Here is a 21,856-nt window from a genome sequence, read left to right as displayed (position 1 = left end):
ATCTTTGAGTAACTTTACAATCTTGATAATCTGAGAGGTAAATATGAGTGAACAGGGTAAGCAACCTGAAGGTTACTGTAACGCTGATAAATATTTGACCTTGATCTCTACGAAGTGGACTGCTCACATCGTTTGGTTATTAGGTCAGAGTAGCGAGATACGCTTTGGACAAATTCAAAAGCAACTGGCTTTAGTGTCTAGTAAAGTACTTAGTGAGAGGCTGAAGTTACTTAGCAAAGAAGGTTTTATCTGGCGCAGGCAAGAAGAAACCGTTCCTGTGACTGTATATTATGGTCTGACAGAAAAAGGAAAAGAACTTGCGGATATTGTTGATATTATAGTAAAAAAATCTGAAAGCTGGGATTAGTTTGATGTATCTAAAGAAAGGCTCTTAACCAATGCCATTATCTTTTGTGGGTTTTCTGAGTTCATAGCTTGAGAGATGTTGTTCGAGATTTGGTGACGCACTAAGTATTAGTTAAGTGCTGAATAATCTTAAAGGCTGGTTTCTATCTAGGTTTTATTACAGATTTATGAACGGGTAGGTAATGAAAGACTCGAAGTAAATGATAATGCATATATTAGCCGATGCATCTGATAATAAATATATATATTTTATATGCTTTGCTTGGCGTTTATATTCGGATAAATATCGGGATTGAAATATCACACTCAAAGCTGGAGAGTGCAATAGAGTGTGATCGTCATGATTTTAATAGAACGTTATTGAGCTAGATCAGCAACAAATGTTTGTTTGTAATTAGTTGTGGTTTGTAGCTCTTTTTTTATCCATTGGTTAAACAAGCTAAAGTCAGAATGTATGTGCCAGAAGAGGGATGCAATAACTCGTTTGCCAAAAAAGTCAGGGTGATCGGTAATAACCTTAAGCTTATGTTCTTTGATGTTACCTTCGATGAGAAACCCTGGCAGAAAGGCGATGCCTTTTTGAGCTTTACATAAATCGATGATGGTTCCTAAATCATCCAGCCGCCATAGGTTGTATGTTGCGATGTTTGACAAGTTAAGTAGCTCTTCACAACCATCCATTAATAGAACTCGCTGTGATGGTGCTTGGGACTTTAAGGTTACTAAGTCTTCATGGGCCACCCACCAACAGTTAACGTGGAATAGTTCCTCGATGTTGAAGTCGTAATTTGTCTTGTGATACGGGTTACCCAGCGCTAGGTCTATCTTCCCTTCGTTTATATAGTTACCTAACACGAAACTGGGTTTCGTCACGACAAGTAGGTCAACATTCGGGAATGCTTCCGAGAATGCTAGCAGTGTTTTCTTTACGTTTTTATTGAACACTAATGGATCGATGCCCACGCGGTAAACTATCTGGTCGGATATATTCATTTGCTGGGCAACAGTGATTAATTCCCGATATTTTGATACTACAGGTAAAGATAATTGGAATAGGCGTTCCCCTTTTTCTGTTAACCAGACTTTAGAGTGTTCTCTATTAAATACGTTGAAACCTAAGTCTGACTCAAGATTTTGGACAGCTGTGCTAACTGTTGACTGTGATTTTCCAAGCTTGCGTGCAGCAGAGCTAAATGAACCTTCTTCAACTACTGCTATGAACGAAACAATATTTTCGAAATGTAGTTTCATGATTCGACTAACCTTTTGACACAAAGAAGTTATATTTATTGTTGTTTGTTGATTCGAAGAACAATAGCGTGATGATCTTTGTATTTCAACAGGTTTTATAATGAATAATAACGTAATTTAAATTATTAAATTCTTTATTACTAAATGTTATATAAAGAAAACATTGAGCAAAGTCTTACTTTTTAACTTTATAAAATTAATTTAAAATTAAAGATTGAAAGTTGAAGTTAATCTAAGTGATTGTTATTTATAGATAATCTTGCGAGGTGATATATTTTATAGTGTTTTATTTGATCATTTTTTACTCGATCTATTGATTAACTCGATAGAAGGTATTTTTGATAGCGTTGGGGTGCTAACTATAATGGCGGTGAATTTTAAATAGGCCTTTATAGGAAAAATGATGATTACTAAACTATACGTAAAAACAAACATGTTCTTATCACAGTTCAAGAATGATGAGCGCGGTGTAACTGCAATTGAATATGGCCTAATTGGTGTTGCGATGGCTGTATTAGTCAGTGTAGCTGTGGGGACTGGTGGCTTCATCACGGAGTTAGGTCTTGCGTTTGATAAGATTGCAGCAACGATAAAAACTGCTAGTGGTACCCCTTAGTCAAAGTTTTCGATGTAAAAAATATCGAAAGGTATTTGTGCCAGACCTATTTTTTATTGGTCTGGCTTAGTTAATTTATAATGTGAAATAAGATTTCGCTACCTAAAGTTAGGCGGTAATTCCAATTTTTAGTCATGAATTGTATTTAGTGACTTTGGCAATATTGGGTTTATATGTGTCGGTTACTGATTTTATCTATCGTAAGATACAAAATTATGCCTTATGCGTATTACTTTTCCTGCAGTCTTTTTTGTCACCTCTAGATATTCAAATTATGAGCTTTCTACTGATGTTAAGTTTAGGGCTTGTTCTTTATAAGCTGATTTGGATTGGAGCTGGCGATATTAAATATGTCGTTATTTTGTCGCTTACCATTCCTGTTGGTGACTTATTATTGGCGTTTGTTCTGATGGCTTTTGCTGGTGGTATTTTAGCTGTCACTTATCTAATAATTAAAAAAATAAAAAAACCAAGTCCCCATGACCAAGATGGTATTCCATATGGTATAGCAATTAGCATTGGATTTTACATAGCCATTTTAACTCAATCTACACCATATATATAAACCTCAAAAAATGAGCACATTATGAGATCTCGACTGGTATTACTTGTTGCCATTACTGCCTTAATAGTGGGCGCACTAGGCGTTGTCGATTTGTTGAAGAGTGAACCTCAGCCGACAACGACCGCTGAAGTGGTGGAAGAAAAAAATGAAGAGCATGTTGCCGTTTGGATGACCACGGAACCTTATGAAAAAGGACGTGCGATCGATGCGCAAGGTGTCGTAAAACAACAACTCCCTCTTAGTGAAGCATTAACGCTTGGTGTTAGAGAAGATGCACAAATCAGCTTTTCGCCCTCCATTTTGCTCAATCGCAGCCTTAACGCAGGTGAGGTTGTACTGCCTGAATATCAAGTGACGCCAGGCCAGCCCGGATACATCGACCTTTTGGTCACGGAAGGCATGACGTTATACCCACTTAAAGTCAGTGACAAAAACCTAATCAACGATTACATCCGCCCTGGAACGTCCATCGATATCCTCACTGTGAGTTCTCCAAACGATAACTTAGCCGGAATTATCGATAAGCCGAAGCGCTTTAGAGGTGTGAAGGCGTCAATGTTCCTTAAAAACGTCAAAGTACTCAACATTGGCAATGACGCCACTGGCGACAGTTCTATTACCGCTCGCGCTCCGAGTAAAGAGGATGGACTGACTACGGTGGTCATCGAAGTTAGCCCCGACGAGTTACCAAAACTTGCGCTAGCACAACGAACAATGCACATCGAAATTTACCGAAGCCAAACCTACACGCAACCCGAGTTCGCGGAGGTGCGCAATATTATCGATAACTATACAGGGATTGCTGAGTTACGTGGTAACGAGAACAATCCGAGAGAGGCTTTGTGATGATGATTCACCATCGAATCAAACAAGTACTGTTTGCTTCCATTCTAGCGCCACTGATTGGCTTACTTTCTATAACAAACGCTTTTGCCGCCGATCGCTCCATCACGCTCAACGATGGTCAGCACATCCAGTTAAAAAATCCGATTGGCCAAGTGTTTATTAATAACCCTGACATCGTCGACTACAAGATAATCAACGACAACACGATCGTTGTGTTCGCCAATGCTATTGGGCAAGCACGACTGATCGTCTACGGCATTGATGGTGATGTTCTGCTTTCCGACCGCATTATTGTTGATTTGGATTTAACGGATATTAGACGTCAACTCAAATTTCATTTCCCTGATGCCAAAGTCAAGATTCAGTCTGTGGGAGAGCAAGTCGCCGTGAGTGGTCTTGTTGATTCCGAAGCGACTCGTGACGATATCTATCGTTTGGTTGCCACTCTGCTTGGACGAGAAAAGACCGAGAAGTGGGACAAAACTCAGAAGCTAGAGTTTAAATCCGACAACTCTGATTATGAAGAACCTGAAGGTATGGTATTTGCCCGCAATATGACGTGGGAAGGGATCATCGAACGCATTGAAGTTGCAACGACTCAGCAAGTGAACGTCAAAATATCAGTAGCGCAAGTCACCGAATCATTTGGACAAACTGTTGGTGTAGATTGGAGTTCCGTCGGTTCAAGTGTTGGTGAATTTGTTTTCGACCAGTTCGACGCTGCAAACCTAAGCACGTTAATCACTGCATTAGGCAATGACCAGATTGCAGAGGTTCTGGCTGAGCCTAACTTAACCGTGTTATCCGGTGAGTCGGCAAGCTTTCTCGTTGGTGGCGAAGTGCCGGTTATCGTCTCTACCAGTAGCAACGTAAACATTTCATTCAAAGAGTTCGGCATCAAACTCGACCTTACAGCAAAAGTGCTTAGCCAAGACAAGATTCGAATGCAGCTAGCGCCTGAAGTGAGTGAAGTAGAAGGTTATGTTGAAGCAGCAGGCATCAAAGTTCCGCAACTGGCTTCACGACGCGCCATGACAACTGTTGAGCTAGCCGATGGCGATAGTTTCGTCCTTGGTGGTTTGATGAGCAGTGCCGATCTGGAAAAAATGCAAAAAATCCCTTTTGTTGGCGACATACCAGTACTCGGTGCCGCATTCCGAAAAGCGACCACAGAAAGAAAACGAACTGAATTGATCATCGTTGCGACCGTGAATCTTGTGGAACCGATGAAACCGAAAGACATTCAACTGCCTTACATCAAAAAGACTTCCACATTAGCGCGTTGGCTCAATGTCAAATGGGATGGCAAGGCGGTGACATCTTCTGATGCAACGATTCGTCTGTTGTCGCAAGGAGGGTTTATCCAATGAAGAAATTATTACTGATGGCGTTATTTACCACGTCACTTTTTGGCTGCGCCTCTGAGCAATATTTTGTCGGACATGGCTCTGAAGCTTTGGTGTACAAAGAGCACCACAGTTTTGAGTTTGCGATGAAAAACCGTTCTGAAACGACTAAACAGATTACCGCCTTGATTCAAGATATTGAGTCGATGGACAAAGAAGCGACCTATGTTGTGGATTACAAATCATCTCGCAGCAAACAGATGTTGCAGGCGATCTTCGAACAATATCCTTCACACCTTATTGCACCACAAAGAGTGACGTATCGAAACGCTCAATTGTTGCCTAGCGATCTAAATATTCAGGTGACGTTAACGCGTTTGAAGACTCAAGAGTGCAAGCCAGCACAGATTCACGCTCGGTTGAGACAGCAAGATTGTTTTGTTGAATCGATGCGTTTGAAGCAAGTGGCTTACAAGTCTCGATTGGTAGGAGAACAATAATGTTTGACCTTACGAAAGCATTAACAACAAAGGCCAAGCCAACTCCGACCGCAACAACAGGTGTTGCGGGGTGCACTTTGTTTTATCAATCTCAAGAGTGTTTAGACCTTGTTCAAGAAGTCTTTCGATTTGAAGGGTGGAATGATCCAGCTTGCGTCAAAGCCAAAGCGGGATTGACCAAACTGACAGAGCAACAGAGTAGCCATATCGTTATTCTGGAACTTAATGAATCGACCAATGTTGTTGAAGACGCTAAATCTTTTGCCAGCAAACTGCCTACCCACAAAGGTGTGGTCGTGATTGGTAAAGAAGACGCCATTTCTACGCTTCGTTCGCTTAAAGACATGGGCTTTTATTACGTTTTCTGGCCAGTGAACAAACAAGAATTTGCGGACTTCTTGAACCACGTTAGCAAGAACCTTAAAACTTTCTCTGGTGTAAGCCAGAAACGCAAAGCGAAGCGCGTAGCAATTGTTGGTGCCAAAGGCGGCGTTGGCGCGTCGTTTATCACCACTGAGTTGGGCTCACTGTTATCAACGCAAGGCTCGGACACGATTCTTGTCGACCATCAATATGCCGATACCAATATTGATGTCTTGCTCGGCCTCAAAGACTTTAAACCGCGAACCATTGATGAATTTACTGCGCCATTGCATGAAATGGATGAAGAAGGGGCGTTGAGTTACTTAATTAACGCACGAAAAAACTTACGTCTGTTGGCTATTGATGGCGACATGAGCCAAACCGATGTTCTTAATTACAACCAAACTTTGTGTGAGTTGTTAGCGCGCAACGCCAACTTCATTATTGAAGATTTTTCAGGTGGTGTGGACTTCAAAGTTGAACCTCAACTCTTGGTAGAAAACTTTGATGTGGTGGTTCTGATTTTAGATGCTTCGGTATCTTCAGTAAGAAGTGCGAAGCGACTGTTTGAGAAAGTCTCTAACTTACAGCTTTCGTTATCGTCTCGTACGCGAGTGATTACCGTGGTGAACTTCCATCGACCGGAAAACGCTTACGTCTTACAAAAGTCCGATCTGACTAAGTATTTAGGCGCAGAGGTTGATCTCGAAGTCGACTATTGCAAAGCGCTGGCGCACATCATCATAGATGGCAAACGCGGCCATAAACATGATCGCCACATCAGCCGTTCTATGGAACAGCTGGTGAAGCTGATTAATGGTCAACCTATGGATCACAAGGGCATGAATTCTTGGTTGAAAAAGGTACGTGCTAAATGAGTTCTAACAAAGACTTATACCTCGCGTTTCGTGGCCAAATATTTGAAGCCCTAGATGCAGAAGCGGTTCAGAAAATGAGCCGCCGAGACCTTGAATCTCAGATACAAGCAGCGGTTGATCTACTCGCTAATAGCTACCAAAGACCGATCACTTCGATGATGAAATCAGGGTTGGTGAAGAGCTTAATCGATGAACTGTTTGGTTTAGGGCCTTTGCAACCTTTGGTCGAAGATCAGTCTATCTCAGACATCATGGTGAACGGGCCCAACAACATCTTTTTCGAACGACATGGTAAGGTTAAAAAGTCCGAAGTCTCGTTTGTGAACGAAGAGCAGTTGCTCGCTATTGCCAAGCGTATCGCATCACGTGTCGGAAGGCGTGTTGATGAACTGTCTCCGACGGTCGATGCCAGGTTGGAAGACGGCAGCCGTGTGAACATCGTGATTCCTCCGATTGCTTTAGATGGCACAGCGATTTCTATTCGTAAGTTCAGAGAGCAGAACATCGGCTTTGAAGATTTGATTGGCTTTGGGTCGATGTCTCCAGACATGGCGCGAGTGTTGATGATCGCTTCGCGCTGCCGCATCAATGTATTGATCTCTGGCGGTACTGGCTCAGGTAAAACAACGTTGCTCAATGCGCTGTCTCAATACATCGCTGAAGATGAACGTATCGTGACGATTGAAGATGCGGCCGAGCTGCGTCTCCAGCAACCCAACTTAGTTCGACTGGAAACACGTACTTCAAGTGTTGAACAGACCGGAGCAGTTACCCAGCGAGAGTTGGTGATCAACGCGCTTCGTATGCGTCCAGACCGCATTATTCTGGGTGAGTGTCGTGGCTCTGAAGCGTTTGAAATGCTGCAAGCCATGAATACGGGGCACGATGGCTCAATGTCTACATTGCACGCCAACACACCGCGCGATGCGATTGCTCGTGTTGAATCCATGGTGATGATGGCGAACTTGAATCAGCCTCTAGATGCGATTCGAAGAACGATCGTCAGTGCCGTTCAGATGATTGTTCAGGTTAATAGGCTCCGTGATGGGTCTCGTAAGATCACGAGCATCTCTGAAATCGTTGGTTTGGAAGGTGAGAGCGTAGTGATGGAAGAGATTTATCGCTTTCGTTATGACGACGCACATTACGGAGAAACTGTTAAAGGCGAATTCGTCACCGACGGCATTATGCAACGATCTGAGCTTGTGAAAAAAGCGCAATTTTTCGGGCTCTATGACGAGCTTATCGCATCGTTTAAGGGGGCATAACATGCTTTGGGTTTCATTAATCCTGTTTGCCTTTGTGCTGCTTTTGATCCGAGATTCAAAAGTCAAAAAGGTCTACCAGTTTTTCAATATCGAAGAAGCGGAGGCTGAAAACTTTAATGCGATTAACGTGAAGTCATTAGTGCGTAAGCAGGGCTGGCAAAAGTTCAAAGATTCCATCTCACCAACATTAATGGTGTTGGGTCCACGTTCGACGTTATACATCGCGCTCTATATTACGGGCAGCCTGATTGCATCTTGGTACATCGTTACCGATCTACTCTCCATCACCAACTTTTGGTTGGTGCTTGGCTCCTCTTTGATGTTTACCTTCTTCGGCTATCGTTTTCTGGTAACAAGAAGGCGTCGAGATTTTGAGAATACGTTCCCTGACGCGTTGAATATTCTAATGAGTGCCGTCACCGCGGGTGACAGCTTAATGCAAGCTATCAGTTATGTAGGCGATGTCATGCACAACCCGATTGGCCGCGAGTTTAAGCTAATGGGAGAGCGACTGAAGTTAGGCGAATCTCCAGAAGTAGTGCTTCAACGATCGTGTAAAAACTACCCTTATCCAGAGTTTCTGTTTTTTACCGTGACTATCAGGGCGAATATTGCTCGAGGTGGCCAACTTAAGGGCGTGTTAGCACGATTGATTAGGGTTTTGGTTGACTCTCGTACACTAGAGAAAAAGAAGATGGCGATGACTTCGGAAGCTCGAATCTCCGCCAAAATTGTTGCAGCTATTCCTTTGATTTTTATGATTATTCTTAACTACGTTAATCCCGCTAATGTGGATTTTGTTCTCTATGACCCAGAGGGAAGAATCATATTGTTTTACGTGCTTGGCAGTGAGCTGTTTGGTTTGTTCATTGTTTGGTTATTAGTAAGAGGAGTACGCGCATGATGTTACTGGCTTCCCTTATTGTGCTGTTCTTTTCGTTACTCTTTCTAATAGTCGACTCGATTCGCAAAGAGCAGCGACATAAGAAAGTTGCACTCTATATTGGCGATGATGCTGTTCGCGCACCTTCGCGTGTAAACCGCTTTTTTGTTCGTTTTGGTAAAGAACATCGACACGAACTCGAGCAAAAGATGATAGAGGCCGGCTATTACAACACTGAGTGGGCGAAATTCTATTTCCCTGCCAAGTTATTGGTATTGGCGTTGGTTTCTGGGTTGGTGCTGCTGGGTGACATGACATCAACTAACAAACTGGTCGTGGTTATTTTCGCGCTGATTGGTGTCATTGTCGTTCCAGATACCTTGTTGCAAATGCGACGTAAGATGTTGATCAGTAGAACCTCGGCTCAACTGCCGTATTTGCTCGACATGATGTCGGTTTGTGTTCAAACCGGTATGACGATTGAAGCGGCGCTAGTCTATTTGGGCAAAGAGTTAGCGGAATTTGATTCCGACCTTTGTTACCAGATTAAGCGCACCTCCGACTCTGCGAAAATTCACGGTCTAGAAAAGGCGCTCAATGACTTGAGTGAACGTATTCCGACGCCACCTGTTCGAAGCTTTGTATTGACCATCATTCAAAACCTGCAATACGGCACATCCGTGGCGCACGTGTTAAGTGATCTCGCAGAAGATATGCGAAAGGTCCAGATTCTTACGGTCGAGGAAAAGGTGGGTAAGCTCTCAGCGAAGATGAGCGTGCCTTTGATCCTCTTCATCATGTTCCCGATCGTTATCCTGATTCTCGCGCCGAGCATCATGCAAATGACATTGAGCATCTAGGGAGAATTACGAATGATTGGAAAACGCATCGGTTTCATTTTGCTCACGTTGAGTGTGTTGGCGGGCTGTCAATCGGCCCCTTCACCACAAGACCAGCAGCTTGGCGACGTGACTAGCATGGAAAAAGTGAACAACTATGATGGCTTGATTAGCTATTACAAAGCTGAATTAGAGCAAGGCTCCGAAGACCCAGAAGTTAAAGAAAAATTGGCATGGGCTTATTTCTACAAAGGGGATATTGAATCGGCTGACTTTTATGTCCAACACTTGCAAAAAGAGGGGTTCGAAAATCCCAACTTGTACCAATTAGAAGGCCAAGTGTTTGATGCAAAAAATGACATTGAAAGTGCCATTTCTGCTTACTTAGCCTCTATCGATAACGGAAACAGAACAGGGCAAATTCACGTCTTGCTCGGTGTGTCTTACACCAAAGTTGGGAAATACGACGAAGCACAGAAAGAGCTCAACCAAGCTCGTTTACGCGGTTATGACGATGTCGTTGTTAAGAACAATATCGCAATGATTCAAATGGCCAATGGTGAGTATCAACAAGCGATTCAAACATTAGCCCCTGTGTTAAAAGAAGATCCTGCGAATAAAACCGTTAAAGCGAATCTGGCGATTGCCCTGATGAAAACCCAGCAAATCGATTCGGCAAAAAAGTTGCTTAAAGGCGACTTCTCTGCAGAAGAAATCCAGAGCATCGCTGCTGAATTAACTCAATTGGGAGTTAATGATGAAGCGTCTTAATAAGCAGAAGGGCGTGACGGCGATTGAGTTTGTACTAGGTGCGCTTGTTCTGTTTTTTGCCACCTTTGCGATCTTCGAATCGAGTTACCAAATTTACGTTGTGAACATGACCGAGTATTCGCTGAGAGAAACCATCAGGAACACCAAAATATATGAAGGCAAAGGGATCAACGAACAGTACGAGAATAAGTTTAGGTCGTTAATTGAAGACGATGACAATCTTTGGAGTTTCTTAATTGATAGCTCACGTTTTTCTATCGCAGGTCAGTACTTCAAAACCTATGACGATTTTATCGCGAACAGAGGACATTCAGATCAAGGCTTGAACTTCAATTACGACTTAGCCGAGATCACTGTGACCTACCGTTATACCCCAGTCATTAAATTGACCGGTGCCGCAGATAGAAATATTTCACGCACCATGGTTTTGAACTTAGAACACGAGGGGTGGGAAGATGATTCTCAGTAATCAAGGTGTGTATGCGAAACGTAGTCAACAAGGCTCTTACACCATTGAGTTAGTTTTCATTCTTGTGGCCTTATGGGGCGTTTACCTGTTTGCTGCAGACCTGAGTTATCAGCTGCTCGTGCGTGCCAAGCTCGATCGATCCAGCTTTGCTTTGGTGAATGTCATTAAAGAGCGTACTCGCTACTTTGAAGCCGACGTGTTGGCAGGACAAAACCTACCCGTAACAAATGCAGAGTTAGAAGAGATGGCGAAAGTGGCAAGTCGAATGCTCAATACACCACTAGACAATGTGGCCATCAAGATAGAGTCACTGATCAATAAAACGAATGTCGCTGAATTCTCAACCAGCAAGTATCGAAGCTTAAATTGCCAAACCGATTCGATTCTAGATCATGCAGATTTGACGCCCGTAGAGAAGGGAGTCGTGTATCCATTGTACCGCATCAGTCTTTGTGAAGAGGAGAGCTCTTGGTTCAAACCCTTCTTCAACGGTGGTACGAGTACCACGGTCAAGGTTGGCTCATCTTCAATAATGCCAGGGAGATAGTGAAATGAAAATGCAGCATGGGCGTCATATCAATCGCCAGCATCTCAGTCTCCAAAGGCAACAAGGGGTTGCCGCAGTGTGGATGGGCTTATTGCTTGTTCCAATTATGGGCATGACCTTTTGGGCGGTGGAAGGCACACGTTATGTTCAGGAGACCAGTCGATTACGAGATTCCGCAGAGGCTGCAGCCATCGCAGTGACTATTGAAGATCAACCGGATCAGGCTCGAGTGCTTGCGACCAAGTATGTCGAAAACTATGTGCGTGATATCAAATCAACCAACCTTTCTGCAGACCGTTTCCACCAAGCGGAAGACGAGGGTGCTGGGGTTCTTGAATACATCCAATACACGGTGAATGCCAAGACGACGCATGACTCTTGGTTTGCGAGCAGCTTTATTCCGTCTTTTGATGAGCAGCAAGACCTGGCGGGCCGTTCGTTAGCGAGAAAGTATCCGGTGTATCTTGGTGATAACAACATCGACATTGTTTTTGTGTCGGACTTTTCCGGTTCAATGAACGACAGATGGGGTTCAAATCGAAACAGAAAAATCGACGATTTGAAAACCGCCATCGATCAAATATCCAGTAAAATTCTTTGCACATCGATTAAACAGGACTATGTCGATGGAGAGTGGAAATACGTTTGTGATGAGCCCGGAGAAGATACCACCGGAGACAAGCTGCTTAACCGAGTTGGCTTTGTGCCATTTAACGTTCGAACGAGGGAAATCGTCTCGGGTAATAGAGCCAACGCAACCAGCCAATTAAGCTACAAAGATAACTATAAAACCTACGTATCACCTTATTCTTATAACGATGTTAACTGGAATTACTGGCGTACGTACTCTCAAAATGACGTAATCAGATGTGCTGACCGACAGTCACGTTGCAATAATCCAAAGGCGGACAATCAAAAGTACGCCAAACGTATTAAGGATGTGATTAATCAAGATAATTACCGAGTTGCTGACGTATACAACTATGTAGATTTACCGACATCAGTGTCGACGATGTTTACTGATAAGTCGGGGTTAAAGCCTGATTTCTATGGTGTGAGTGGAACAGAGCTATTTAATGCGCATGGCTCTTCCGATTCATCGCAGTTTTCCAACATTCGCTTATCGAACAAGCTTTCAGACTTGAATCCGATTAATTCGATGTGGGCAGACGGTGGCACTGCGGCTTTTCAAGGCATATTGAGAGGATCTCAGGTTCTTCATGACGGTGACCCGAACAGTTCCGATCAAGAAGAACAACAGGCTTACAACAAGAAAATCAAGATGCTGCTGATCTTAAGTGATGGGCAGGAAAGCCCAAATAACGGCATTCTCAAAGGGTTAGTCGATAGAGGCATGTGTGACAAAGCAAGAGAAGAGATACCAGGCTTATACATAGGTGTTATCGGAATTGATTTTCGAGCATCTCAGCAAAGTGGTTTTCAAGACTGCGTTGTCGACCCAAATGAAGACATTATCGATGTATCTAACTTAGATGAATTGATTGAAAAGATAGAAGAACTCATCCGTAAAGGCTCAAAAACAAGCGGAATAACTAAGTTGTACTAGAGGAAAATATGAAAAAGTTAATGATCGGTTCAATCGTCATATCGACATTGCAATTTAGCCTTATCGCCAATGCAAAAGAAGGCATCAGTGTTTATTGCGATACTTTGTTCAGTGAGTATCAACACAGTGTCACGGTTGATGATGTCGTTGGTATTGCACAACACAGGCAGGGCTTTCTACAAATAGAGCAGTCGTCTGACAGCAGTGAGCTAAAACAAGCGTTAGCTGGTCAATCCAATCTAGGTATGAACCAGTCAGGATGTAAGACTTGGATCAGTAACCAAGAGCGTCAAGGGTTATTGGCTCGCCTTCATTTTGGTTTTGACCAACACAACTTAACGCCGATGGGCAGTAAAGCATTGAGCCAACTCGCAGGCGAGTTAAAGACTAACGGCAGCGCGATTACGGTGGATGGCCACACTGACAGCACTGGCGAAGCAGGTTACAACCAAGCGTTAGGGCTTCAAAGAGCGCTGACTACGTCGGACGGTTTAATCGCGGATGGTGTCGAGAAAAATCGCCTTGTGATTCGTTCGTTTGGTGAAAGTGAACCGATCGCGTCTAACGCAACGCCAGAGGGTAGAGCGAAGAATCGACGCTCAGAAATTTGGGCCTCTACGAATGATGCTTCTGAATTAGAAAATTAGGATGTAGGGCTTGGTTGTTGCTGAGTGGTAGGTAGTAACCGCCCTAGATGATAGCTCTCGGGATTTTTGTTACAACGTATACTAATGAATGTTCGATTAAGTTTAACTGTCTGATACTAAAGAAATATAAATGCTTTTTGATAAGTTCTCTTCTGAAGGGATGCAAAGAAATATCGATGTCGATACTTGGGTATCTATATTGGATAACATACGAGACATAATGGACGCATCGAATGCGGGCATCATCATGATCTCTGATTTGAGTTGCTCTGGTTCTGAGAGCGTGTGGAGCTCCTCAAACATATCGTGTAACCAACATAAGAGCAAAATTAGCCTCTTTTGTGAGTATGTGCATAACGAAAATCGCACGGTTTATTTGAGTGGTCACGCTGGTGGTGATTCCGTTTCTGCAAAGGGAGCGGATGCCTATAAGTCTTTTTGCGGGGTTCCTGTTAGGGATATAGATGAAGAAGTGTTTGCGGTGCTCTTGGTGTTTGATTTAAGCCCAACAAGGTATACCGAAAGCCAAGTTAACTTGATTGAGAACATATCGACTCTATTGCGTTCTGAAATTTTGTTAAAAGAAGAGAGCAGGATTTTATACAAAAACAGTCACTTTGATATCATGACGACGCTGCTTAATCGAAGGGGCTTTTTCCATGAATTCAACAAAGCAAACATCAGCGATGGAGAGATCGTTTGTTTGTATTTTGATTTGGATAACCTGAAATATATCAATGATACGTATGGTCACTTCAAAGGTGATGATTACATATCTGGCTTTGCGTCATGTATTAAAAATAATTCAAAGTACAACACTATATCGGCCAGAGTCGGTGGTGATGAATTCATCGTCGTCATACACTCAGAAGAGCCTGGGTATGCTCGTGAATTGGTCAAAAAAATTCACGCTGAATTCAATGATTTCATTGAAGGATTTCGTTGTGATGATGAGGTTTCGCTCGGCTTTTCATATGGTTTTGGTACTGCTGATTCTCGAAGCTTCAATATCATTAATCTAATAAAGTCGTCCGATGAAAACATGTACCTCAATAAGAAAAACAAGATTTAGATGTTCGTGACAGTCGTAAAAAAGCCCACTGAATGTGGGCTTAGATGTAGATGTAGATGTAGATGTGGGTGTAGTAGTCTTCTAAACTAGCCACGAATGATCATTTGTTCGCGCTCAGGACCTACCGATACCATTACAATTGGCACGCCCATCAACTCTTCGATACGAGTTACGTAATCTTGTGCTGCTTGAGGAAGGCTCTCAAACGTGCGGCAACCCGTGATGTCTTCATCCCAACCTGCCATATCTTCATAAACAGGTTTTAGCTCGGCAGTTTGCGGCCAAATTGGGTTCTCTGTGTGTTCACCTGAGTAAGCCGTACAGATCTTAAGTTCAGATAAACCAGACAAGCAATCAATCTTAGTCAGTGCGATCTCAGTCGCGGCTTGCAGGTCAACACCGTTGCGAGTTGCTACTGCGTCGAAGTAACCCATATCACGTGGGCGACCTGTTGTTGCACCGTATTCGTTAGAGCTTTCGCGGAAGCTGTCTTGCTCTTCCATTGCCGTAACAAGCGTGCCAGTACCCACTGATGAGCTGAATGACTTAGCAACGGCAATAACGCGCTCAGGGCGAAGAGCGGGTAAACCGCTACCAATGCCTGCGTAAGCTGCAGTTACATTAGAAGAGGTCGTCCATGGGTATTCACCGTAGACAAGGTCACGACCTGCACCTAATTGAGCTTCAAATAGTAAGTTTGCGTCTTGTGATTGAAGTGCTTTAAGCGGCTCAGTCACGTTGCAAATGAACGGACGCCAAGCTTTAGTCACTTCAAGTAGCCACTCTGTCATTTCAGAAGCGGTTTGAGTGAAGTCACATTGAGGGTATAGCGCTTTGAGCTGAGGCATCTTCCAATCAAGCAGGAACTGAATGCGCTGCTCTAAAATCTCAGGTTGATTCAACCAACCGACAAGAATGCCTTTCTTCATTACGCGATCGCCGTACGCTGGTGCAATACCTTGACGTGTTGAGCCGTAAGCACCATCGCCTAAACGTTCTTCTTCAAGCGTATCTTCAAGGGCGTGTAAAGGTAGACACAGTGTCGCACGGTCTGAAATCGCCATTTTCACTTTGATGCCAGCCGCTTGTACTTCTGCAATCTCTTCAGTTAGCGCAGCAGGGCTGATCACCATACCTGGGCCAAGAACCGCCGTACAATCAGGATTAAAAATACCACTTGGTAGCTGGTGCAGTTTGAAGGTTCCGAAGTCGTTTACTACGGTATGGCCAGCATTGTTTCCGCCTTGAAAGCGAATGCTAGCAGAAGCTTGGTCTGCTAAAAAATCAACGATACGGCCTTTGCCTTCGTCGCCCCAGTTTGCGCCTACAACAACAATAGATGGCATAATTTTTCTCCTGACTGATTGAGAAATCATGTTAGTCCTGCAAAAGTAATAAGAGAAATTAATTATCTTTATTATCTTGATAAGAATTTCATATATCATATGGGGAGCACAGGAGAGATATGATGCTTGATATAAATTTGTTGAAGACGTTTGTGACGCTAGCGGAATACAAGCATTTTGGGAAAGCGGCCAATGCGCTTCATATGACACAGCCCAATGTGAGTTTGCACCTGAAACAATTAGAGCAACAAACACGTATAAAGTTGATAGAGAGAAGCCCATTTCAATTGACTCAAGCGGGTGAGCGGCTATTGGAAACAAGCCAAAGAACGCTACTCGAACTGCAGATTTGTCAGGCCGATCTCAATGCCATCAACGACCTTAAAATAGGGACGTTAACCATTGCTGTGAGTGACATCATTTCTCGATTCTTGTTGATTCGTCCGTTCCAGAAGTTCAAAGCGCAGTATCCCGGTATTGATCTTACGCTATTGAATACCACCTCATCTCAGGCATCGAGTTTAGTTAAAAATGCTCAAGCGGATATTGGTTTTGTTATCGCCAAAGAACAGCACAACGAGTCACTCTATTTCACTAAGCTGCAAGAGCTTTCTTGGTGTGCACTTGGTGATGGTTTGGATAGGCAAGGCTCTGATTGCTCGACAGAAAATGAGGTTAAAGAAGCCGAAGCTGATCCCGAACTAACCTTGATCCTACTGGGTCATGATACGAGAACCCGCGACTTTATTGATGAAGGTTTACCTAGCCTGAATCTACCCAATCACAGGGTGATGGAAGTAGGGAGTGTTGACGCTCAAATCGACTGGGCAGAAGCGGGTTTTGGTGTGGCTATTGTCCCCGAATTTGCGGTATCAACTAAGCCTCACCTGAATTCAAAAGTGACACCATTGATCAACTTCTCGAGCACCAGCCTCGGTTATATTGTTAGGCAGAACCAAGTGTTGTCGAAAGCGACCAAGCAGTTGTTAGGCTGGGTGAATGATGAGATTACTCTGTTGCAAAACAAATAAACGCCATCACTGACTTTGATTTACCTGAGTCTGCCAAGTGTGCGCTTTTGTGTACTGTTAATCATAGTTTTCTAGCATGCTAATTCGTAGGTGACTTCCCAAAATAAAAGGCGCGTTAATGAAGTGCTTGGTTGATTCGGTATAATTCAATGATATGAACGTTACTTTAGTACGCTAGTTTGGTAAATAGAACATGAAAAACACTGATTTTAGTCTGATCCCGTATTTTGTTGTGATGATGGAAGAGCTGTCTATCTCGAATACCGCGAAACGTTTTGGCGTTACTCAGCCCGCGATTAGTAAGGCACTCAACCGATTAAAAGAAACCTATGATGATCCGTTGTTCGTTAAAACTAAGGAGGGTTATAGGCCGAGCAGTTTTTGTTATGACATATATCCACAAATAAAGCAGGCATACGATGCCTTTGAATCTACATTCCCAAGTAAACGAAAGTTTGACCCAACAAAAATTGAACGGTCGTTTAATGTCGCTTGTATTAGTGGTGCGACTTATTCATTGATGAAGCGTGTATCGGATATTCTTTACGCAGAAACGCCAGACATCGGTCTACATGTTGATCCTTACTACACCGCAGACATCATTCTTGATCTGCGCCAACACCGCTATGATTTGTGCATAGTTCATACACCGATAAATGACCCCGCAATGGAGTGTATTCAGCTCTCGAATGAAGGCATGGTGGTGGCTTATGATAAAAACCATCCTAGATTAGGGGACGAGATTACATTGGAAGAATACCTTGCAGAGAAGCATGTTCTTCATAGTATGTGGGATACCAAAGAGTCACCATTAACCAAAACCAGCAAATATGCGAAGAATAGAAAAGTTGCGCGAAAGGCGCCCGGACCTTTTGAAATGCTTGATATGGTCAGAGGGACGGATTGGCTTTGTATTAGTCAGGAATCGATAATTGAAAGGTTTGGTCTGATGGATGATTTTAAGTTATCACCGTTACCATTTGAATCAGACCTTGGGACTGAGTATCTGGTGTGGCACAAGAGTCGCAATGCAGATATGGCCCATTCATGGTTTAGAAAAAAGATTATTGATGCCTCACAAAAAAAGCCCCAGTGGGGCTTTAACTAGTCGTTATCTTTAGTCGCGGCAGCTTGACTATTTAGCCATTGCTTCGCTATTGCGCGTTTTGTGCTTGCATCTGCTGAATTAGCTTTTGCATTTTCAGCGTGTTGTAATTGATGTTTGCCGCGCTGAAGCCTTGGCCTTGTTGCATTGGGTAATCGTTTAGAGACCCCATGAACTTAATCACTTCTTGAGACATTGGTACGAATAACCACATATTGTCTACCATCCAACGAGTGTACATACCTGACTCTTTAGCCGCTGTTTCAAACGGGTCCATACGTAGGTTCGTAATTGAAGCCCAAGCCGGAACTTCACGAATAGCTGACTGCATGGTGCCTTCCATCATCGCAAAGCTTGCTTTCCAGTCGTTCCAACGAAGCGCGTTGAAGTCACCGTTTCCAGAGAAGTAGAAGATAGTTTCACGAGGTGATTTTTCAGTTTTACCTTCAAAGTATGGCATGAAGTTCGAGCCATCTAAGTGAACTCGCCAATCTTTATTGTTGAGTGAAACACCTTCTTTAAGGTCGTCAACGATAGAGTCGTTACCTGCTGCTGCAGCCAGTGTAGGTAACCAGTCCTCTTGAGACATTAGCGCGTTAACCGCAGAACCAGGTTTGATCACACCTGGCCATTTAACGATTTGTGGAACACGCATACCACCTTCGTAAGTTGTTCCTTTTTCACCGTGGAAAGGAGAAGTACCGCCGTCAGGCCATGTAAACTTCTCTGCTCCATTATCGGTAGAAAGGATAACAATAGTGTTGTCAGCAACTTCTAAGCGTTCAAGAGTATCAAGCAATGCGCCGACATTGTCGTCTAGTTGAACCATACCATCAGCGTAGATGCCTTGACCAGAAATGCCGCTGTAATGTTCGTTCAGACGAGTCCAAACGTGCATGCGAGTAGAGTTGTACCAGATAAAGAAAGGCTTCTCTTCTTTTACAGATTTCTCCATGAACGTGATGGCCGCTTCGGTAAAGTCCTCATCGATGTTTTCCATACGAGCACGAGTCAGTGGACCTGTATCTTCAATTTTGCCATCAGAGGTTGCTTTGATAACGCCACGAGGCCCGTAGTTTTTTCTGAAATCTGGGTCTTTGGGGTAAAAGTAGGTTTCTGGCTCTTCTTCCGCGTTTAAGTGGTAAAGGTTACCAAAAAACTCATCAAAACCATGGTTGGTAGGAAGGTGTTTGTCTTGATCGCCTAAGTGGTTTTTACCGAATTGTGCCGTCGCGTAACCTTCTTCTTTTAGAGCGTCACCAATGGTAGGAGCCCAGTCAGGAATACCGTGCGCAGAACCAGGCATACCGATAGTAAGTAGCCCAGTACGGAATGGGTGTTGACCGGTAACGAACGCAGAACGACCAGCCGTACAAGATTGTTGTGCATACATATCCGTAAAGATAGCACCCTCATTAGCAATACGATCGATGTTAGGCGTTTCGTAGCCCATCATTCCACGGTTGTATGCGCTCGTGTTGTAATAACCAAGATCATCTGCCCAGATAGCAAGAATGTTCGGTTGGTCTGCAGCAGCGACGCCTTGTGCAACGCTGAGTGCGCTCATTGCTAACACGGTTTTGGTTAATTTAGTCAAGGTAATGTCCTTTCTTTAGTTTCTATTTGTTTAAAAAGAAAATACCAATTTTGCATTAACTCGGAGGACTACTGCGTATGAATTCTGGTTACTTAAAAGAAAAGTGGAGCCGTGATCAGGCCTAGTGTTTTACTCAAAATCAGAGACCTGACCCAGAGTTATTTTTTGATTAAGTGCGCATTAATCATTTTCGTTCCATTTCGAAAACCAAATTCGTCGTTGACAAGGTTTGATAATCAAACTAAATTTCAATGAATTACTTTGATGATCAAATTACTTGTTAATCAAAGTTATCTTAATAAGAAAGATCGTCTAACTACTAACACAATCTAAGGACGCCATTTTGAGTTTTCCAACACGTCATCAACACAACTTCTCTTCACACAATCAACAAGGTGAAAAACGCACTTTCTACGTTCTCTTGTTAACCGTCATCACCATGGTTGTCGAGATTATTGCAGGTACTATTTACGGTTCTATGGCGTTACTTGCTGATGGTTGGCACATGGGAACGCATGCTGCAGCGTTTGGTATCACCTTGTTCGCCTACCGTTATGCGAAGAAGCATGCTGACAGTGAACGTTTCTCTTTCGGTACGGGCAAAGTCAGCGTATTAGGCGGGTACACCAGCGCGATTGCATTGGGTATTGTGGCGTTGTTGATGCTGGTGGAGTCAGTACATCGCTTGTTCAACCCACAGGCTATTCAGTTTAATGAAGCGATTATTGTTGCGTGTATTGGTTTAACCGTGAATGTGGTGAGTATGTTTTTGCTAGGGGATCATCATCATGACCACGGACATGATCATGGACACGAACACTCTCATTCTGAACATAAGGGACACAACCACAATCATCAACATGATGGGCATCAAGAACACACTGAGCACAAAGGGCACCATCACGATCACAACTTGCGTGCGGCCTACATGCACGTCTTGGCCGATACATTGACTTCTCTGTTGGCGATTGTTGCTCTGCTATTTGGTAAGTTTTACGGTTGGAACTGGTTGGATGCCGCAATGGGTATGGTTGGTGCGGCTGTGATTGCCAAATGGACAATGAACCTCATGAAACAGACAAGTCCAATCTTACTCGATCAGAATATTGACGATGAGTACCGTAACGGCATAACTGAAGCTTTAGCTCCTTATGCAGCCGTAACCGACTTACATATGTGGAAGGTGAGTGGGCATCACTACTCAGCGGCGATTACTCTTGAATCAAACAGTGATAAAACCGTCTCTGAATATAAACAAATGCTCGCCAAGTTTGGTAAGATTAATCATCTTACTCTTGAAGTACATTCAAATGACCATGCGAAATATAGAACAGCTTAACCAAATACTGACTGAGTTCTACGATAAAATGTCTTCGTGGGAGCAGTCTGTTGTCAAAGAGACGGGTTACTCCCTGGCTCAAGTACACACCATTGAAGTACTTGGTATGCATGGCGCGTTAAGAATGAAAGAGCTCGCTGAAAAGTTGGGTATCACCACGGGTACACTTACCGTTCAAATCGAAAAGTTGGTTAAAGCAGAATTGATTGAACGCCATGAACACCCAACGGATCGTCGTGCGATTGTGGTGGCATTAACTGATGAAGGTCATAAGATCCACGTTCACCATAATCGACTCCATTTGAATTTGGTTGATGAGCTGACGCAAGACATCGAAGAAGACGAGAAAGCGGTGTTATTTAAGTGCTTAACCAAGATGGTGAAAGCGTTTTAGTCAGCCTTAAGTTCGCACCCTAACTTATTAGCGGCAAAGCGATTGATTAAGAAATCCAAAAATGGACCTGACTCGAATTAAGTCGGTCCATTTTTCTCGCCGTTTACGCTCGACAGTACAATCACCAATCGATGGATTCACAGTTTAAAAAAACAAGTCAAAATCTCCAATATTGCTCTTCGCTCTTGCTCCTTTTATGAGCCAAAAAAACGTCATTTCTAACCCTTCGGTCAATAATAGTCCAAAGTGT

General features: G+C 43.3%; 23 protein-coding genes. 20 read left to right on the top strand and 3 right to left on the bottom strand.

What is annotated here, in order from left to right:
- Positions 1-43 precede the first annotated feature (43 nt).
- Positions 44-367, top strand: a complete 324-nt coding sequence (locus AB8613_RS01190; protein ID WP_285954140.1) for a helix-turn-helix domain-containing protein — start codon at positions 44-46, stop codon at positions 365-367.
- A gap of 356 nt (positions 368-723) precedes the next feature.
- On the opposite strand, the gene AB8613_RS01185 is transcribed toward AB8613_RS01190, so the two are convergent.
- The gene (locus AB8613_RS01185; protein ID WP_372384255.1) at positions 724-1,617 is read right to left on the bottom strand and encodes a LysR family transcriptional regulator; all 894 of its coding nucleotides are present in this window, start codon (positions 1,615-1,617) and stop codon (positions 724-726) included.
- Positions 1,618-2,020: 403 nt separating this feature from the next.
- On the opposite strand from AB8613_RS01185, the gene AB8613_RS01180 reads away from it, so the two are divergent.
- From AB8613_RS01180 to AB8613_RS01110, 15 genes are all read left to right on the top strand, one after another.
- A complete protein-coding gene (locus AB8613_RS01180) occupies positions 2,021-2,233 on the top strand; it encodes a Flp family type IVb pilin (RefSeq protein WP_372384254.1) in 213 nt (70 codons plus the stop codon).
- 139 nt (positions 2,234-2,372) lie between these two features.
- Positions 2,373-2,798: a prepilin peptidase gene (locus AB8613_RS01175; protein ID WP_372384253.1), complete on the top strand. Its 426-nt coding sequence runs from the start codon at positions 2,373-2,375 to the stop codon at positions 2,796-2,798.
- Between the two features lie 21 nt (positions 2,799-2,819).
- Positions 2,820-3,644 carry a Flp pilus assembly protein CpaB gene (cpaB, locus tag AB8613_RS01170; protein WP_372384252.1) on the top strand — a complete coding sequence of 275 codons (825 nt, stop codon included), beginning with the start codon at positions 2,820-2,822 and terminating at the stop codon, positions 3,642-3,644.
- Entirely contained in the window at positions 3,644-5,014 is a 1,371-nt protein-coding gene (locus AB8613_RS01165) for a type II and III secretion system protein family protein (RefSeq protein WP_372384841.1), read from the top strand. The genes cpaB and AB8613_RS01165 overlap by 1 nt, the downstream gene beginning before the upstream one ends.
- Positions 5,011-5,490, top strand: a complete 480-nt coding sequence (locus AB8613_RS01160) for a hypothetical protein (RefSeq protein ID WP_285954142.1) — start codon at positions 5,011-5,013, stop codon at positions 5,488-5,490. Before AB8613_RS01165 ends, AB8613_RS01160 begins: the two co-directional genes overlap by 4 nt.
- The gene (locus AB8613_RS01155) at positions 5,490-6,731 is read left to right on the top strand and encodes a chromosome partitioning protein ParA (protein WP_285954143.1); all 1,242 of its coding nucleotides are present in this window, start codon (positions 5,490-5,492) and stop codon (positions 6,729-6,731) included. The genes AB8613_RS01160 and AB8613_RS01155 overlap by 1 nt, the downstream gene beginning before the upstream one ends.
- Positions 6,728-7,999 (top strand): CpaF family protein, encoded by a 1,272-nt coding sequence (locus AB8613_RS01150; protein WP_372384251.1) that lies wholly within the window; start codon positions 6,728-6,730, stop codon positions 7,997-7,999. Before AB8613_RS01155 ends, AB8613_RS01150 begins: the two co-directional genes overlap by 4 nt.
- A 1-nt stretch (position 8,000) precedes the next feature.
- Positions 8,001-8,903, top strand: a complete 903-nt coding sequence (locus tag AB8613_RS01145) for a type II secretion system F family protein (RefSeq protein WP_372384250.1) — start codon at positions 8,001-8,003, stop codon at positions 8,901-8,903.
- Positions 8,900-9,742, top strand: a complete 843-nt coding sequence (locus AB8613_RS01140; RefSeq protein WP_372384249.1) for a type II secretion system F family protein — start codon at positions 8,900-8,902, stop codon at positions 9,740-9,742. The genes AB8613_RS01145 and AB8613_RS01140 overlap by 4 nt, the downstream gene beginning before the upstream one ends.
- Positions 9,743-9,754: 12 nt before the next feature.
- Entirely contained in the window at positions 9,755-10,492 is a 738-nt protein-coding gene (locus AB8613_RS01135) for a tetratricopeptide repeat protein (protein WP_372384248.1), read from the top strand.
- Positions 10,479-10,961 carry a TadE family protein gene (locus AB8613_RS01130; RefSeq protein WP_372384840.1) on the top strand — a complete coding sequence of 161 codons (483 nt, stop codon included), beginning with the start codon at positions 10,479-10,481 and terminating at the stop codon, positions 10,959-10,961. Before AB8613_RS01135 ends, AB8613_RS01130 begins: the two co-directional genes overlap by 14 nt.
- The gene (gene tadF, locus AB8613_RS01125) at positions 10,948-11,508 is read left to right on the top strand and encodes a tight adherence pilus pseudopilin TadF (RefSeq protein ID WP_372384247.1); all 561 of its coding nucleotides are present in this window, start codon (positions 10,948-10,950) and stop codon (positions 11,506-11,508) included. Before AB8613_RS01130 ends, tadF begins: the two co-directional genes overlap by 14 nt.
- A 10-nt stretch (positions 11,509-11,518) precedes the next feature.
- Positions 11,519-13,075 carry a TadE/TadG family type IV pilus assembly protein gene (locus AB8613_RS01120; RefSeq protein ID WP_372384839.1) on the top strand — a complete coding sequence of 519 codons (1,557 nt, stop codon included), beginning with the start codon at positions 11,519-11,521 and terminating at the stop codon, positions 13,073-13,075.
- An 8-nt stretch (positions 13,076-13,083) separates the two neighbouring features.
- Positions 13,084-13,722, top strand: coding sequence for an OmpA family protein (locus AB8613_RS01115; RefSeq protein ID WP_372384246.1), 639 nt, complete (start codon positions 13,084-13,086; stop codon positions 13,720-13,722).
- A gap of 130 nt (positions 13,723-13,852) precedes the next feature.
- Positions 13,853-14,794, top strand: a complete 942-nt coding sequence (locus tag AB8613_RS01110) for a diguanylate cyclase domain-containing protein (RefSeq protein ID WP_372384244.1) — start codon at positions 13,853-13,855, stop codon at positions 14,792-14,794.
- 86 nt (positions 14,795-14,880) lie between these two features.
- Here the strand turns inward: AB8613_RS01110 and AB8613_RS01105 are convergent, their stop codons facing one another.
- Complete coding sequence (locus AB8613_RS01105; RefSeq protein WP_017099849.1) at positions 14,881-16,140, bottom strand: adenylosuccinate synthase; 1,260 nt, start codon at positions 16,138-16,140, stop codon at positions 14,881-14,883.
- A gap of 119 nt (positions 16,141-16,259) precedes the next feature.
- On the opposite strand from AB8613_RS01105, the gene AB8613_RS01100 reads away from it, so the two are divergent.
- Both AB8613_RS01100 and AB8613_RS01095 read left to right on the top strand, forming a co-directional pair.
- The gene (locus AB8613_RS01100) at positions 16,260-17,171 is read left to right on the top strand and encodes a LysR family transcriptional regulator (protein ID WP_372384243.1); all 912 of its coding nucleotides are present in this window, start codon (positions 16,260-16,262) and stop codon (positions 17,169-17,171) included.
- A 193-nt stretch (positions 17,172-17,364) separates the two neighbouring features.
- Complete coding sequence (locus tag AB8613_RS01095) at positions 17,365-18,279, top strand: LysR family transcriptional regulator (RefSeq protein ID WP_372384242.1); 915 nt, start codon at positions 17,365-17,367, stop codon at positions 18,277-18,279.
- A gap of 46 nt (positions 18,280-18,325) precedes the next feature.
- On the opposite strand, the gene AB8613_RS01090 is transcribed toward AB8613_RS01095, so the two are convergent.
- Positions 18,326-19,843, bottom strand: coding sequence for an arylsulfatase (locus tag AB8613_RS01090; protein ID WP_372384838.1), 1,518 nt, complete (start codon positions 19,841-19,843; stop codon positions 18,326-18,328).
- A 373-nt stretch (positions 19,844-20,216) separates the two neighbouring features.
- On the opposite strand from AB8613_RS01090, the gene dmeF reads away from it, so the two are divergent.
- Together dmeF and AB8613_RS01080 are read left to right on the top strand one after the other, a co-directional pair.
- The gene (gene dmeF / locus AB8613_RS01085) at positions 20,217-21,212 is read left to right on the top strand and encodes a CDF family Co(II)/Ni(II) efflux transporter DmeF (protein WP_372384241.1); all 996 of its coding nucleotides are present in this window, start codon (positions 20,217-20,219) and stop codon (positions 21,210-21,212) included.
- Entirely contained in the window at positions 21,190-21,606 is a 417-nt protein-coding gene (locus AB8613_RS01080; protein WP_372384837.1) for a MarR family winged helix-turn-helix transcriptional regulator, read from the top strand. Before dmeF ends, AB8613_RS01080 begins: the two co-directional genes overlap by 23 nt.
- The last annotated feature ends 250 nt before the right edge of the window (positions 21,607-21,856 follow it).

Origin of the sequence: Vibrio sp. BS-M-Sm-2 (genome assembly GCF_041504345.1) — a bacterium.
GTDB classification, from domain to species: domain Bacteria; phylum Pseudomonadota; class Gammaproteobacteria; order Enterobacterales; family Vibrionaceae; genus Vibrio; species Vibrio satsumensis.
This window is presented reverse-complemented; position numbering and strand designations above follow the sequence as displayed.

What these genes read in the sequence shown, in the direction of transcription:
- AB8613_RS01185 (WP_372384255.1), bottom strand. Translation starts at nt 1,617, where the DNA reads ATGAAACTACATTTCGAAAATATTGTTTCGTTCATAGCAGTAGTTGAA.
- AB8613_RS01120 (WP_372384839.1), top strand. Translation starts at nt 11,519, where the DNA reads ATGCAGCATGGGCGTCATATCAATCGCCAGCATCTCAGTCTCCAAAGG.
- AB8613_RS01100 (WP_372384243.1), top strand. Translation starts at nt 16,260, where the DNA reads ATGATGCTTGATATAAATTTGTTGAAGACGTTTGTGACGCTAGCGGAA.
- AB8613_RS01130 (WP_372384840.1), top strand. Translation starts at nt 10,479, where the DNA reads ATGAAGCGTCTTAATAAGCAGAAGGGCGTGACGGCGATTGAGTTTGTA.
- AB8613_RS01145 (WP_372384250.1), top strand. Translation starts at nt 8,001, where the DNA reads ATGCTTTGGGTTTCATTAATCCTGTTTGCCTTTGTGCTGCTTTTGATC.
- AB8613_RS01090 (WP_372384838.1), bottom strand. Translation starts at nt 19,843, where the DNA reads ATGAGCGCACTCAGCGTTGCACAAGGCGTCGCTGCTGCAGACCAACCG.
- AB8613_RS01155 (WP_285954143.1), top strand. Translation starts at nt 5,490, where the DNA reads ATGTTTGACCTTACGAAAGCATTAACAACAAAGGCCAAGCCAACTCCG.
- AB8613_RS01110 (WP_372384244.1), top strand. Translation starts at nt 13,853, where the DNA reads ATGCTTTTTGATAAGTTCTCTTCTGAAGGGATGCAAAGAAATATCGAT.
- AB8613_RS01105 (WP_017099849.1), bottom strand. Translation starts at nt 16,140, where the DNA reads ATGCCATCTATTGTTGTTGTAGGCGCAAACTGGGGCGACGAAGGCAAA.
- AB8613_RS01160 (WP_285954142.1), top strand. Translation starts at nt 5,011, where the DNA reads ATGAAGAAATTATTACTGATGGCGTTATTTACCACGTCACTTTTTGGC.
- AB8613_RS01080 (WP_372384837.1), top strand. Translation starts at nt 21,190, where the DNA reads ATGCGAAATATAGAACAGCTTAACCAAATACTGACTGAGTTCTACGAT.
- AB8613_RS01190 (WP_285954140.1), top strand. Translation starts at nt 44, where the DNA reads ATGAGTGAACAGGGTAAGCAACCTGAAGGTTACTGTAACGCTGATAAA.
- AB8613_RS01115 (WP_372384246.1), top strand. Translation starts at nt 13,084, where the DNA reads ATGAAAAAGTTAATGATCGGTTCAATCGTCATATCGACATTGCAATTT.
- AB8613_RS01095 (WP_372384242.1), top strand. Translation starts at nt 17,365, where the DNA reads ATGAAAAACACTGATTTTAGTCTGATCCCGTATTTTGTTGTGATGATG.
- cpaB (WP_372384252.1), top strand. Translation starts at nt 2,820, where the DNA reads ATGAGATCTCGACTGGTATTACTTGTTGCCATTACTGCCTTAATAGTG.
- AB8613_RS01165 (WP_372384841.1), top strand. Translation starts at nt 3,644, where the DNA reads ATGATGATTCACCATCGAATCAAACAAGTACTGTTTGCTTCCATTCTA.
- AB8613_RS01135 (WP_372384248.1), top strand. Translation starts at nt 9,755, where the DNA reads ATGATTGGAAAACGCATCGGTTTCATTTTGCTCACGTTGAGTGTGTTG.
- AB8613_RS01180 (WP_372384254.1), top strand. Translation starts at nt 2,021, where the DNA reads ATGATTACTAAACTATACGTAAAAACAAACATGTTCTTATCACAGTTC.
- AB8613_RS01140 (WP_372384249.1), top strand. Translation starts at nt 8,900, where the DNA reads ATGATGTTACTGGCTTCCCTTATTGTGCTGTTCTTTTCGTTACTCTTT.
- AB8613_RS01150 (WP_372384251.1), top strand. Translation starts at nt 6,728, where the DNA reads ATGAGTTCTAACAAAGACTTATACCTCGCGTTTCGTGGCCAAATATTT.
- tadF (WP_372384247.1), top strand. Translation starts at nt 10,948, where the DNA reads ATGATTCTCAGTAATCAAGGTGTGTATGCGAAACGTAGTCAACAAGGC.